Origin of the sequence: Flammeovirga yaeyamensis, assembly GCF_018736045.1 — a bacterium.
Classification (GTDB): Bacteria; Bacteroidota; Bacteroidia; order Cytophagales; family Flammeovirgaceae; genus Flammeovirga; species Flammeovirga yaeyamensis.
This window is the reverse complement of sequence record NZ_CP076132.1, coordinates 1,194,310-1,208,346: the sequence shown is the minus strand read 5'-3', so window position 1 is coordinate 1,208,346 and position 14,037 is coordinate 1,194,310. Positions and strand designations below refer to the sequence as shown.

General features: G+C 34.4%; 10 protein-coding genes. 8 read left to right on the top strand and 2 right to left on the bottom strand.

Translation table 11 applies throughout. The features are described 5' to 3' along the window. Positions 1 to 43 precede the first annotated feature (43 nt). A complete protein-coding gene (locus tag KMW28_RS04680) occupies positions 44 to 1,687 on the top strand; it encodes a M43 family zinc metalloprotease (RefSeq protein ID WP_169664360.1) in 1,644 nt (547 codons plus the stop codon). Between the two features lie 66 nt (positions 1,688 to 1,753). On the opposite strand, the gene KMW28_RS04675 is transcribed toward KMW28_RS04680, so the two are convergent. Then, positions 1,754 to 3,241 carry an MFS transporter gene (locus tag KMW28_RS04675; protein WP_169664359.1) on the bottom strand — a complete coding sequence of 496 codons (1,488 nt, stop codon included), beginning with the start codon at positions 3,239 to 3,241 and terminating at the stop codon, positions 1,754 to 1,756. Positions 3,242 to 3,462: 221 nt separating this feature from the next. On the opposite strand from KMW28_RS04675, the gene KMW28_RS04670 reads away from it, so the two are divergent. Both KMW28_RS04670 and KMW28_RS04665 read left to right on the top strand, forming a co-directional pair. Then, positions 3,463 to 6,420 (top strand): sensor histidine kinase, encoded by a 2,958-nt coding sequence (locus tag KMW28_RS04670; protein ID WP_169664358.1) that lies wholly within the window; start codon positions 3,463 to 3,465, stop codon positions 6,418 to 6,420. Positions 6,421 to 6,608: 188 nt separating this feature from the next. Continuing rightward, entirely contained in the window at positions 6,609 to 7,232 is a 624-nt protein-coding gene (locus KMW28_RS04665; RefSeq protein ID WP_169664357.1) for a response regulator transcription factor, read from the top strand. A 74-nt stretch (positions 7,233 to 7,306) separates the two neighbouring features. Here the strand turns inward: KMW28_RS04665 and KMW28_RS04660 are convergent, their stop codons facing one another. Continuing rightward, positions 7,307 to 7,453, bottom strand: coding sequence for a hypothetical protein (locus KMW28_RS04660; RefSeq protein ID WP_169055531.1), 147 nt, complete (start codon positions 7,451 to 7,453; stop codon positions 7,307 to 7,309). A 226-nt stretch (positions 7,454 to 7,679) separates the two neighbouring features. Here KMW28_RS04660 and KMW28_RS04655 point away from each other — a divergent pair, with 226 nt between their 5' ends. From KMW28_RS04655 to KMW28_RS04635, 5 genes are all read left to right on the top strand, one after another. After that, positions 7,680 to 8,180 (top strand): GNAT family N-acetyltransferase, encoded by a 501-nt coding sequence (locus KMW28_RS04655; RefSeq protein WP_169664356.1) that lies wholly within the window; start codon positions 7,680 to 7,682, stop codon positions 8,178 to 8,180. Positions 8,181 to 8,277: 97 nt separating this feature from the next. Further along, positions 8,278 to 8,922: a ribonuclease H1 domain-containing protein gene (locus tag KMW28_RS04650; protein ID WP_066209867.1), complete on the top strand. Its 645-nt coding sequence runs from the start codon at positions 8,278 to 8,280 to the stop codon at positions 8,920 to 8,922. 31 nt (positions 8,923 to 8,953) lie between these two features. Then, complete coding sequence (gene ppk2, locus KMW28_RS04645) at positions 8,954 to 9,757, top strand: polyphosphate kinase 2 (protein ID WP_066209868.1); 804 nt, start codon at positions 8,954 to 8,956, stop codon at positions 9,755 to 9,757. A gap of 180 nt (positions 9,758 to 9,937) precedes the next feature. Further along, the gene (locus KMW28_RS04640) at positions 9,938 to 10,993 is read left to right on the top strand and encodes an efflux RND transporter periplasmic adaptor subunit (RefSeq protein WP_169664355.1); all 1,056 of its coding nucleotides are present in this window, start codon (positions 9,938 to 9,940) and stop codon (positions 10,991 to 10,993) included. After that, positions 10,993 to 14,028, top strand: coding sequence for an efflux RND transporter permease subunit (locus tag KMW28_RS04635; RefSeq protein ID WP_169664354.1), 3,036 nt, complete (start codon positions 10,993 to 10,995; stop codon positions 14,026 to 14,028). The genes KMW28_RS04640 and KMW28_RS04635 overlap by 1 nt, the downstream gene beginning before the upstream one ends. Positions 14,029 to 14,037: the final 9 nt, after the last annotated feature.

The window sequence follows — 14,037 nt, the reverse complement described above, 5'->3', positions numbered from 1 at the left end:
AATACAATAATATAGCATTTTTTAATTGAATTTGCATTCAGATATGTTATCAAAAAACAAATACTTACTGACAATCACTGTCTTTTTATTTTCTGTGACCTTGGTTTTTTCACAAGAAACCCAAACGTTTAGACGTTGTGGGAATCACTTGGTGAACCATAGTTATGACCCATCTTTACCTAGAACAACTTCTGCACTTCGTCTTTCTCAAACTATAAATAGAAGTCAAAAATCTAATTTACCTACCATTGTACATATTATTTACACCAATCCTGGTTTTAGCATTGGGACAGGTAATAATTTAAGCTACGATCAAATTGCCTCTCAATTTCAAGCGACTAATAATGATTTAAATAAAAAGAATATAAATAGATTTCAAACTCTCGAAGAATTTCAATTTGATGCTACAGCTTTAAATGTTGAAATAAAAAGAGCATTGTATGATCCACAGGGTAATGTGCTTCAAGAAGAAGGAATAAACCGAATGTATAAAGACCCTGGTTCTAAAGGATATTTTAGTACAGGTGAAATCGAAGACATTATCGAACAAAATATTTGGGATCCCAATAGGTATGTAAATATTTGGGTGACCGCCCTACCTTCCAATTATCTAGGCTATGCATTTTTTCCTAATATTCTAACACTTTCTGGTTTGGACGAAGTCAATTCCTCTGAAATAGCAACAACATCAAAAGATGGCGTTGTAATCGATTATAGATACTTTGGATCTGAATTAGTAGATGACTTTGGGTTAAAACGTCCTTATCATATGGGAAGAACATTGACTCACGAATTGGGGCATTATTTAGGGATACTTCACCCTTGGGGTGTGGGAAGTGCTTCTTCTGATTGTTCCAAATCTGATTATTGTGAAGATACCCCAGCAATTAAAGGAACTCACTCTGATACAAATACTACTTCATATTGTGATCAAAGCACGGAGTTCCATACAAAATATTTATGCGATACCGTTAATTATTCCTCGTCGATGTATCAGAACTTTATGGATTATACCAATGATTCATGCATGACATTATTTACGAATGATCAAAAGTCTAGAGTAGATACTGTATTGGTTGCTTCTACAGCTAGAAAAACCATCAATCAAAATGCACCAAATGCAACAGTTACAATGGACGTAGATGATATTATTTCCGATAAAGAAAACGGTATAAATAAAATCGTTTGGGAAGTACCAGATGAAGGCACTAGAGAAATTACTGGTTATATTATCGAGAGATCTCTAGAAGACAAAGGTTTTACATATTGTAGCCCAATTCTAGATCCCAGTACAAGAAGCTATACCGACTATCTACCATCTTCTGAAGATGCTGAAAAAAAAGTATCCTATAGAGTTTTTGCAGTAAATAAAGATGGTTTTTCATTAGAATCCAATGTAATTAATATTGATAATGGTGTTGTTGGTTTAAAGCCTAATTCTCCAAGAACATTTAGTATTTATCCCAACCCATCCAATGGTATTTTCCATTTAGCAATAGGTGATTTTATTTCTCATGTTGGTCTAATTGAAGTTATCTCTTCGACAGGTCAAGTTGTGAAAACATTCGATCTTAGCCAACATCAAGAAGTGGTTGATATTGATTTGGGTAACCTTCCTAGAGGTACTTATTTCGTTCGCTTAAATAGTGATTTTGGGGTTTTCAATCAAAGAGTGATTAAGCAATAAAGATTATCTGATACAACAAAAAAGGGAAGTAACCAAAATTACTTCCCTTTTTTGTTATCATTTATATTAATGATGGCCTCCACCTGTGCTTGCTGAAGGGGTATTATCAATCCCTTTCTTTTCTCTAACAGTCAACCATAAAACAGTTGAAACAAGTAATGTAATTGTACAAATAAGGAATAGTATAGCTTTATCATCATAAGAATTAACTAGTTGTCCAATTTTAAAACTGGAAACTAACTGCGGTGCTACAACAGACAAATTAAAAATGCCCATGTATAATCCCATTTTTGATTTATCCACTCTTTCGGACATGATTGCAAATGAAATTGAAATAATTGAAGCCCAACCAACTCCAATCACAACCATAAAGAAATATAGCAAGTATTCACTATCTTTTCCTACTAAACTATAAACTCCGAAGTACCCTAAAGTCATTATTGCTAAAGAAATAGTATGAGTTTTTACCTGACCAATTTTTTTAACTAGTGGATTGATAATCAAAGAAGGGAAAATTGCACCTACTAGGTTTAATACCAGAAAGGATATAGCTACAATTTTACCAATATTATTTTTTAATACTTCTGCTACTTCCTGATCCATTTCAAAGCCCATTACATTAACTTTTGCAAAAGCCAACATATAAACAAACATTGATTGAACTCCTATCCAAGTAAACGAATGTGCAAATAATATTTTTTGAAATTCAAGTTTGTCTTTTTCAACATTTCTAGAAACTAATATTACTTGAATTCCTGCTATTAGAGTAATTACCAAGCACCCTATCTCAATATAAATATTGGATGTTGGTAAGTCTAACACTTTAGCTACAATAACATAAAAAGCATAGATAAGAAATCCATAAAGTGGCTTAATCACATCCATAATTTCTGAGAACGATACTTTAGATTGTTCTTCACCTTCGCTCGTAGAAGTTAATTGTTTTGGTTCTTCAATAAAAAATAATGGAAAAACAGAAAATGCAAACACTATAAAAATACCAGAATAAATTAACACATAGTTATCAAAAAATGCACCTATAGCATATGCTAAAACACCAAATGTACCAGAGATTGTTTGCATCCAAGTATATCCACTTGTTCTTTTTTCTCCTTCTGGAGTAACGTCTGCAATGATTGATCTTGTAGGGTTAAAACTTACATTTATTGCTAAATCAAAGGTTAAAGCAATGGCAATAGCGATACCAACAGTTGCACCTTCTTGCCCCAATGCCTTACCTATTATATCCATATTAGGAATTGCAAGTAACATGATTGAAGTCAAAACACCTCCTATTAAAATGAATGGTCTTCTTCGCCCACCCCAAAGCCATACATTATCAGATAATAGTCCTGCTATTGGTTGTGCTATTATTCCCGCTAATGGACCTGCTGCCCAAACAATACCAATTTCTTCAAGGTGGAATCCATATTTCTCACTTAGAATCCAACTCAAAGCAGAAATTTGGATGGAAAGTGCAAACCCCATAGCTGTAGCGGGTAAACTTAAGATAGTATAAAATGAGGACTTTAGTTTCTTTTGAATTTCCAGCATACTTATAGTGATTTAATCATTTATTTCATTTTCATTATTAACTTTATTCGTTATCAAAATATACAGAAAAATATTTGTAATATGCTTTTGATAACCATCAAATATAAACGGGAAAATGAATGAATTAGGTGATTTTTAGCACTTAATAAAGTATAAATACATAAATTTATTTTTTCAACGGGTTGCTGAATCAAAAAAAATTAGAAAAAAATATGGGTCTTATGCCATATAACTATAAATACAACTTCTTACTTCTTTTATTTCTAATAACTTATCAAGTTTTTGGGCAGAAGCCAAACGTGCATCATTGGACGACCAAGGATGGTTTACCTCATAATTTTATTTATAATTTATTAGAGGAAGATGATAAAATATGGATAGGCACAGATGATGGCATGTGTACTTTTAATGGCAAAAATTTTAAGACCTACAGTACTAAAGATGGTTTACAATCACCATTCATTATTGGGTTCAATAAAAACGATGCTGATTCTGTCTACATCTTCAGTTGGAAAGGAGGGATTCATGTTTACAATCAAGAAAGTGATAGCATACATACTTATCCACATTTACAAACTCCTGGAGCAAATAAACTTCATAAAGGAATCGTACATAAGGGTAGAGTTTATGGGTGGCAATGGACCAAAGGTTATGTTACAGATGAAAAAAATAAAAGAGGTGATACCATCATCCCATATACCAAACAGAAAAATGGTAAAACAGAACTGTTCCTTTCAGTAAACAAAGGTTTGCCACCTTATATGTTGGATATTGATAAATTCATTCCCTTCAGCCTCACACTATATAAAGACAAAGTGTTGGCAATGGGTAGAGACTCCCAAGGGTTCAGAGTGATAGAAGGAACTAAACTGACGGATAACTTTTTCGAGAAGACTTTAGGTAAAGAATACATTTCCTGTGCTTACCCATCTAAAGATGGCGGATTATTAGTGGGTTGTAAGGGTAAAATTCTAAAAGTATCTGATAATGGAACAATTTTACAAACCTACCCTATTGGTGAGGAATGTTTTGTTTCTAATATATACGATTTACAAAATGGAGATATTGTATACTCTATTAATGAATCACTTCATCATCAAGTAAGTTATTACGTAAAAAAAGATAACAGTAGAAGAATTAACCTTGATAAATATATCCAGTCTAAATCTTCTAATTCCTCGATTATGGTAGATTCCAACGATCGATTATGGATTTCTACTCAAGGAGATGGATTATTTATGGTCAATAACCTTGATTTCAACTACATTGGTATCGAAGAATTATCTATTCCTCATATTCTATCCATCAATCAGGAAAACGATAGTAGTCTACTTTTTTCTACCACCAACCAAGTAATAGAATACAATTTAGATAACCGTAATACTTATGAACGTTACAAAAATATTAGAGTATATATCAACAAGATCAATAACAGAGTTTTATATACTTCTGATGATGGGACATTTTTCGAAAACAAAGATTCATTAGATATTTCCTACAGTACTTTTGTAGGTAGAAATTACAGTGGAATTTGGTTTAGTGAAGAAGATACTCTGAAGATTTTTGAAGATAATATGAAGCTTAAAAGAGCTTTCCATAAGTTTCCTGAAGGTAAAATTACGCAACCTAAAATTGTCAATGCGATTATCTCAGATACTACAGTTTGGGTGGCCACTAAAGGTGCTTTAAGTTTATATGACCATGATAAAAACACGAAACTAACCAAAAGAAAAGTTTGGGTAGATGAGTTTACATCGGGAGAAAGAATTCAGGATATTCTCTTTGATAATGAAAACAACTGTATTTGGATCGCCACCAATTATAATCTGCATCAATTAGTTTTGGGTGACTTAGATGCATCTATAAAAGTTGTTGATCAAATGAATAATATACGTTGTACTAAGCTATTTATTGATCATTTAGGGCAGTTATGGGTGGGAACATCAGAAGGTTTAATAGTTCTCAGAAACAAAAAAGTGATTCGAAGATTTAATATTTCCTCGGGACTAATTAGTAACTACATCACTACTATTTTTGAAAGTTCGAATCATCAATTATGGATTGGTACTTATCAAGGAATTATGTCCATGCCGAATTCAATTCCATGTAAGAGTATTCTTCCTCCAACAGTAAAATGGTCAGCTCCTATTTTTTATTCACATAGTAAGTTTAGTAGTGTAAAAATCCCTTTGGAATCAGATGTTTTAAGTGAAATGGAATCTTTAATTCTTCAATATAAAATATCTGAAGATGCTGAATGGATAGAATTTCAATATACCGATCTACTGAACATTAATAAGAGTACTCCGGGTGAATATCAATTACTATTAAGAGGAAAAACTATTGGTTCGGATTGGAGTGAACCCAGTGTAGCCACTCTAATTATTAAAGGATATTTTTGGGAACATATACTTTTTAAAATAGGATCCTTGGTTATTCTAATTATTGGTATCTCGTATTACTCTTATTCTCGAATTAAAACCGAGAAAGGGAAATCAGATGAATTACAAGAAATTCTTGATTCTAAAAATAAAGCAGAGAAAAAGTTACAGATAGTAAGAAAAGAAATTGCTCAAGATTTTCACGATGAAATGGGTAACAAGCTAGCTTCAATTACTGTATTAGCTGACCTTGCTTCTATGAAACTTAAAGGAAAAGATGCAGATACAGAAAAGATTTTAAACCGAATAGAGAGTCAATCGAAATCGTTATACAACGGGACAAGGGATTTTATTTGGTCTATTGATGCTAAAAATGATGTTTTAGGAATTGTATTCGATCACATCAAAGACTTTGGTGATGAATTCTTTGAAGAACTACAAATCCGTTTTCATGCACAAAAAGAAGTTTCTGATAAAATCGAAAGGCTTATTCTTCCACATTCATGGAGTTTACAATTGATTTTTATATTTAAAGAGGCTATGACCAATATTGCTAAATATGCCCAACCAAAACACGTACACTTCTCTTTAACTCAGCAAGCAGATACCATTACCATAAGTATTAAAGATGATGGAAATGGCTTCGATAAAGAAACTACGAATTATGGTAACGGCATTCAAAACATGCATTCTCGTACAAAAAAAATGAAAAAAAGTCATATATCGGTTGAATCACAACCTGGCATAGGAACAACAGTATCAGTTACTTTCAATAAGAATCTAGAACAACTACCCTAAAAACTACCCTTTAGGGTAGTACGTCATATTGCTTTATCACGTACTTTTGAATTAATGAATCGTTAAGCAGTACAAATCCGGACTATAACCCTCAACTGAGTTGGGGAACTCATTCTTATTGTTGAAATTCAAAAAAGAGGTGACAATTTAAATTGAATCATCTCTTTTTTTTTTGTACCTAGCATATTATGAAAAAGAAAATTATCATTGTCGAGGATAATAAAGATGTTCAAGAAGCTTTTCAACTACTTATAGAGACAAAGACTTCTAATTATGAAGTTGTCAATGCCTATACCACTTGTGAAGATGCATTAAATAAACTTGAAACTGATTTACCTGATATTGTATTAATGGATATTGATTTACCCGGAATGAATGGCATTGAAGGGACAAGAAATATTCGTCAGACTTTACCTAGAACAGATATTTTAATTATTTCTGTTCACGAAAATAGTCAGTATGTATTCGATGCACTATGTGCCGGAGCTACTGGGTATATCACAAAGAATAGTAATCACACTCAATTATTGAGAGCATTGGATGAAGTTTCTGCAGGCGGAGCACCAATGAGTACACAGATCGCGAAATTGGTAGTTAAATCGTTTAGAAGAGAAAGCGAATCTCCACTTACCAACAGAGAAACTGATGTCCTTAACCTATTAGCAGAAGGAAAATCATATATGGATATTGCCGATCAGATTTCTGTGTCGAAAGATACCGTCAAATTCCACATCAAAAATATCTACTTGAAATTACAAGTCTCTAATAAAATTGAGGCGGTAACGAAAGCCAAAAGCGAAGGTTTTATTTAAGCCTCAAAAAATATAGTCAATAAAAAAAGTCTAGAATTTCGGTTCTAGACTTTTTTTAACTTTAGTAATTCAAATTACTTAGCAGCGAATTCAGCTTTGATAGCTTCAACGTCAACTTTTTTGATTACTGGCTTAGCGCTCAAACGTTGGATAGTTTTCACACGCTTAAGAGCGATTGTCTTATTTCTTCTAGACTTTCTAATAAGTTTTGTATATCCCATGATTATATTTAATTAAATCAATTACATTATTAAGGTCACAATCCTAGAATTATGAGCGTGCAAATTTAACTTATATCTATTTATTCTTCAAGTTTTTTCTAGGATACCTTTTAAAAAGTTGATCATTTTTTCAAAAAAAATCGGTTATTGAATCTGTTTTTCAACATTTTACTGATTTCAAATAATTGTTATTCTTATTTATCCTACTTTTTTTCTTCATCTAAACATGACAAAACTACCTTTAAACACCTCAAGATTGACCTTTTCTGAATTCTCTAAGAGAGATGCTGAAGGTTTTTTCCTTCTCAATTCGGATCCCGAAGTCATGCGATTTACAGGTGATGTAGCATTTAAAAATCTAGAAGAAACGCTGTCTTTTATCAGAAAGTATAATGATTATGAACTTCATGGAATGGGTCGCTGGACCATTCGACTCAAATCAACTGATAAATACATTGGATGGTGTGGTTTAAAATATCATCCTGATACCCAAGAAGTGGATATTGGTTTTCGCTTGATGCACAATGCTTGGAATAAAGGGTTTGCTACTGAAGCGGCTATTGCTTGTTTAGAATGGGCAAAAAAGAAAGAGGTGAAAAAAGTGGTGGCTAGATGTATGATACACAATTCAGCATCAAAAAGAGTGATTGAAAAGCTAGGCTTTGCCTTTACGCATTCTTTTAAGGAAGATGAGGTCGAATGGCATCAGCATGAATTGGAATTGTAAAATCATCAAACTGAAAGAATTATTCAAATCTCCTTTCTTAGTTTCTTTTTCATCCAAAAAGTAATGCTTAAATTCATAGGTTAATTAAGTAAAAACAATGGCGAATAAGAAACAAAAGTTTTATGTAGTGTGGTCGGGTGGAACTCCCGGTGTGTATAAGACATGGGCAGAATGCCAAAAACATGTGCAAGGAGTAAAAGGTGCGAAATATAAATCTTTTGATTCTTTAAGAGAGGCTGAAATTGCTTTTAAAGGGAATCCTGCAGAATATATTGTAAAGAAAAAAGCAGGAGAAAAACCGAAGCAGATTTATGATCCAACAGTAGGGTTACCTATTATGAACAATAGCTTAGCCGTTGATGCTGCTTGTTCTGGAGCAAGAGGCCCCATGGAATATAGAGGGGTTTGGTTAGAGAATGGTCAGCAACTATTTATTCAGGGACCCTATGAGGATGGTACAAATAATATAGGTGAGTTTTTAGGTATTGTTCACGCATTGGCTTACCTAAAACAACATAAGTACGATCAGACAATAGTATATACTGATAGTCGTACAGCGATGAAGTGGGTCAGAGAAAAGAAGATCAAAACAACATTAGAAAAGAATAATAAAAACGCTCAATTATTTGATATGATCGACAGAGCTATCAAATGGTTGGAGACGAATACATATATGAATCCTATTCGAAAATGGGAAACCAAGCATTGGGGGGAAATTCCTGCTGATTTTGGTAGAAAGTAGACATCAAAATTTAACCTAAAATACCGCATAGATGAGCAAAGAAGAGAAATACACCAAGAAAGGAAAACTACAAAAAGACTATTACGAAGGTGAGTTAGAAAAATTGCAGACCGAATTGGTTAAAATGCAAGAGTGGGTAAAGAAAGAAGGGTTAAAAGTAGTCGTTATTTTTGAAGGTAGAGATGCCGCTGGAAAAGGTGGTGTAATTAAAAGAATTACAGAAAAACTAAATCCGCGTGTGGCGAAAATTGTGGCCCTTGGCGTTCCTACCGAAAAAGAAAAATCTCAGTGGTATTTCCAAAGATATGTGCCTCATCTTCCTGCGGCAGGAGAAATTGTTTTATTCGATAGAAGTTGGTACAACAGAGCCGGTGTAGAACATGTCATGGGCTTCTGTACTCCCGATCAATATCAAGAATTCTTAAGAACTTGTCCTGAATTCGAAAGAATGTTGATTCGTTCCGGCATCATTTTAATTAAATACTGGTTCTCTGTTTCTGATGAAGAGCAAGAAAAGCGTTTCGCAGAACGTATCAATTCTTCTATAAAACGATGGAAGTTCTCGGAAATGGATTTAGAGTCTAGGGCAAAGTGGGTAGAATATTCTAAAGCAAAAGACAATATGTTTGCTTACACCGATACCAAACAATCGCCTTGGTTTGTGGTCAAAGCAGACGACAAGAAGAAAGCTAGATTGAACTGTATCAGTCACTTTTTATCGAAAGTCCCTTATAAAGAAATCAAGTATAAGAAAATCGACCTCCCTCCAATTAATAAGGAAGGGTATGTTAGACCTCCGCTGGATGAACAGACGTTTGTTCCGGATAAATACTAAAAGAAGATCCTGTAGATATCGTAGCATATTTACAGGATTTTTTATTTCACCTGTTTTTTTCACCTATCAATTTGATCACTTCACTTCTTAATTCTATCACTTCAGTCATTTTAAAATAAATACCCTCTCCCATTGAAATACTTTTGAGGCGTCATTAAGACAAATCAAAAATCATCAATCATGAAAAAAATACTTGGATTACTATTAATGGGAGGACTAATGATCAGCTGTACTCAAACGGCGAACGATACATCTCAGGAAAAAATTAAATATGTAAAAACGGAGACTGTCTCCAATCATCACTTATCATCTGATGTCACTTTCAACAGTCAGGTAAAAGAGAAAACTGAAATTGTGATGTCTTTTAGAGTGGGTGGCCCCGTTCAAAAGGTGAGAGTGAAGCAAGGGGATTATGTAAAGAAAGGTCAGATCATTGCACAAATCGATCAACGTGATTATTTACTGCAGTTAGAACAAACAAAAACACAATATCAACAAGCCAAGAAGGAGTTAGATCGTTATCAAAAATTATACGATAAAAATAAGCTTCCGGAAAATACCTATGACAAGATTAAATCGGGAGTGACACTTGCTAAAATTGCTTACGAGAATGCTCAAAATCAATTATACGATACAGATTTAAGAGCTCCAATTTCGGGTTATATCTCTTCAAAATTTATAAATGATCATACTACTGTTGGACCAGGAGTTCCTGTGGTTTCTATGATCGATGTATCCTCTTTAGAAGTGAGTACAAAAGTCCCTTCTTCTCAGCTTTACTTGGTACAGTATATTAAGGAAGCAAAGTTGGATATTCAAAGCCTTCAATTAGCAGACTTACCATTGGAGTTTAAAACGATAAGTAAGAAAGCTGGTCCTGACGATTTATATGAACTGACTTTCTTATTGGATAGCCAAGACAAACGAATCAAGTCTGGAATGTTGGGTATCACTTCGGTGACTTTAGAAAGTAAAGACACTCCCCTATCTGTTCCATTGTCTGCTGTATTTGATGGAAATCAAAAAACTTCGGTTTGGGTCATTCAAAACGGAAATAAACTGAAGAAAAGAAATGTAGTACTTGGAAAACCATTAAAAGATGGAAGAGTAGAAGTGCTTTCAGGTTTACAAACAGAAGAGAAAATTGTTGTGGCAGGTGTATATGATTTAATCGAAAATCAAAAAGTAGCACCTATTCAAAAACCATCTAAAACGAATATCGGAGGGCTGCTATAATGTTAGAAAAATTATTAGACCAAAAAGCACTGATCACTTCATTATTAGTAGCAGTGCTTATTGGAGGGGTATTTTCTTACCTCAATATCGGGAAATTAGAGGATGCTGAAATTCCTATCAAATCGGCGATTGTTATTACAGCTTATCCTGGTGCAACTCAGCACGAAGTAGAACTAGAAGTGACTGATGTCTTGGAAAGAGGCATCATGAAATTAGAACATATAGATAAAGTCACTTCTACATCATCAGCAGGATTGTCAGTAATACAAATTGATATCCAACAAAATGTAGATACAGACGATCTTCCTCAGCTTTGGGATCACTTGAGAAGAAAGGTGAAAGATGTGGAAATGATGCTTCCTCAGGGGGCTTACACTCCAATTGTAAACGACGACTTTGCGGATACTTATGGAATGTTGTATGCTATTACTTCTGAAGGTTATACCCTGCCGAAACTTCAGAAATACACTGAACTTATTGAGAGAGAAATCTTAAAAGTAGAAGGCGTTCGACGTTCTCAGATCTTTGGTACACAAACGGAATCGATCGAAATACTTTTCAACCAAGAGAAGTTGGCAGGTATGAAGATCAATCCCATGTTTATTGCTATGGCAATGAAAAACCAAAGTGAAATTGCCAATGCTGGAAACCTAGATGTTGATGCATTGTCGATGCGTATCAATGTTGAAAGCAAGTTTAATGATATCGCTGATGTTGAAAATCTCATCATTCAGATTCCACAAGGTGGATCTTTCCGATTGGGAGATATTGCGACCGTAAAAAGAGGTTTCTTCGCTCCAAAACGTGAGGGTGTTTACTTTAATGGAAAACAAGCTTTAGCATTAGGTTTCTCAAACGAATCGGGAATTAATGTAGTTGAATTAGGTGATCGATTGGATCAAAGAATGCAAGAACTACAAGAAGAACTTCCTGCAGGAATTCAGATTAAAGAGATTTATTCTCAGCCTCAAAGAGTAGAAGTGGCGGTAAACGATTTCGTCTTCAACTTAGTCATTTCTATCGCTATTGTAATAGTTATTCTATTGCTAGCAATGGGTTATCGTTCTGGCCTTTTGATATCGAGTGGATTATTGTTCACAATTTTGGGTACACTAATCGTTATGTTGACCATCAACTTGCCATTACATAGAGTCACTTTGGCGGCTATTATCTTAGCAATGGGCATGCTGGTGGATAACTCTATTGTGGTTGCCGATGGTATTTTAGTTGACCTAAAAAAAGGAATCAACCCTAAATTGGCTTTTGTGAGTACGGCTAAGAAAACAGCAATGCCACTTCTTGGTGCAACTTTGATTGCCATTTTAGCTTTCTTCCCATTGGCCATGGCCCCCCACTCGGCAGGTGAATTCTTGAGTTCATTATTCACCGTATTAGTCATCTCACTATTATTGAGTTGGGTATTTGCCATGATACAAACCCCATTCATGGCTAAATTCTTCTACAGAAAAGAAGGAAATAAGAGACAAGAAGGTCAACCTACACCATATGATAACAGAATCTACAAAACGTTTAGAGGATCCTTATTGTATGCTTTAAAACACAATAGTGCTTTCTTAATTGGAATCTCAATAATATTAATTGGGTCTTTATATGGAATGAAATATATGAGAATTGATTTCATGCCGAAAATCCCATACGATCAGTTTGTTGTTGAATACGAATTACCTGAAGGAAGTAATCTAAATGCTGTAGAAAAGGAAATGTTGGAGATCGAAGGAGATCTAAAACTAATTGATGATATCAAGAACATCACGCTTTCTTTAGGCCGTCCTCCAGCACGTTTTACATTGATGCGACCAATGTCAAATGGTGGTTCTAACTATGGAGAATTCATTATTGAAACAAAAACAGTGGAAAGTGTTCATGAGGTCATCCCTCAAGTACAACAATATCTTGATGATCACTACCCGCATGCACATTATAGATTATTAGAGTATGGTGCTTCATTCGAAGGTTCTGAGTTATCCGTTGAATTTAGAGGCCCAGACCCGGCGGTATTAAGAGAGCTTGGCAACCAAGCAAAAGTGATTTTACTGAATAGTGAAAAGTCGAAAAATGTTACAGATAACTGGGGAAATAAATCGAAAAAAATCACTCCTGAGTATTCTTTAGAACATGCACAAAGATTAGGCATTACAAGATTAGACATGGGTCGTTCTCTACAAATACAGACTGAAGGAATTCCAATCGGTGCACTTTACGAGGGTAAAAATCAAGTACCTATTGTCTTGAAAAGTAAATCGACTCTGGATGAAAACATCGAGAATATTGGCAGTGTTCCTGTTTGGGGTGAACGATCTCAGTTTAGTGTTCCTTTGGCCCAAGTGACTGATTCTATCAAAGTCGATTTAGAAGATTATGCCATCAAAAGAAAAGATGGAACAAGATGCCTTAGCGTAGAAAGTGATGTAAAAGAGGGATTCACGGGTGTAGAGTTAATGAGTGATATCAAAGAGGATATTGAAGCGATTCACTTACCTCACGGATATAGTATTACTTATGGTGGTATGGTAGGTGTTCAAGACGATGCCAATAAAGCTTTATTCAAATACTTCCCATTAGCCATAGGACTTATTGTTATCATCACTATTGCGTTGTTCAATAACCTAAAGCAGTCTTTGATTGTATTCATGATGATTCCATTTGCCTTTGTTGGTGTGAGTATCGGTTTCAACATCACTGGTATGTTCTTCGACTTTATGGCCATTATCGGTGCCTTAGGTTTGATTGGTATGATTATCAAAAATGCGATCGTGCTTTTGGACGAAATCAACATTGGTTTAGAAGAAGGAAAAAGTAGGTTGGATGCTACTGTGGATGCAGCTATGTCTAGAATGCGTCCAGTGATGATGGCTTCGATGACTACTATTTTAGGTATGATTCCATTGCTTTCCGATCCAATGTTTGGGGCACTCGCTTTAACAATCATGTCAGGTTTATTAGTAGGTACACTAATCACTCTTATGGTGATCCCAGTACTCTATGCTTTCATGTATCGAATTGAGGTAAAATAATTAGAAACA

Coding starts and splice junctions, on each gene's coding strand:
- KMW28_RS04670 (WP_169664358.1), top strand. CDS start 3,463: ATGCCATATAACTATAAATACAACTTCTTACTTCTTTTATTTCTAATA.
- ppk2 (WP_066209868.1), top strand. CDS start 8,954: ATGAGCAAAGAAGAGAAATACACCAAGAAAGGAAAACTACAAAAAGAC.
- KMW28_RS04640 (WP_169664355.1), top strand. CDS start 9,938: ATGAAAAAAATACTTGGATTACTATTAATGGGAGGACTAATGATCAGC.
- KMW28_RS04665 (WP_169664357.1), top strand. CDS start 6,609: ATGAAAAAGAAAATTATCATTGTCGAGGATAATAAAGATGTTCAAGAA.
- KMW28_RS04655 (WP_169664356.1), top strand. CDS start 7,680: ATGACAAAACTACCTTTAAACACCTCAAGATTGACCTTTTCTGAATTC.
- KMW28_RS04660 (WP_169055531.1), bottom strand. CDS start 7,453: ATGGGATATACAAAACTTATTAGAAAGTCTAGAAGAAATAAGACAATC.
- KMW28_RS04680 (WP_169664360.1), top strand. CDS start 44: ATGTTATCAAAAAACAAATACTTACTGACAATCACTGTCTTTTTATTT.
- KMW28_RS04675 (WP_169664359.1), bottom strand. CDS start 3,241: ATGCTGGAAATTCAAAAGAAACTAAAGTCCTCATTTTATACTATCTTA.
- KMW28_RS04650 (WP_066209867.1), top strand. CDS start 8,278: ATGGCGAATAAGAAACAAAAGTTTTATGTAGTGTGGTCGGGTGGAACT.
- KMW28_RS04635 (WP_169664354.1), top strand. CDS start 10,993: ATGTTAGAAAAATTATTAGACCAAAAAGCACTGATCACTTCATTATTA.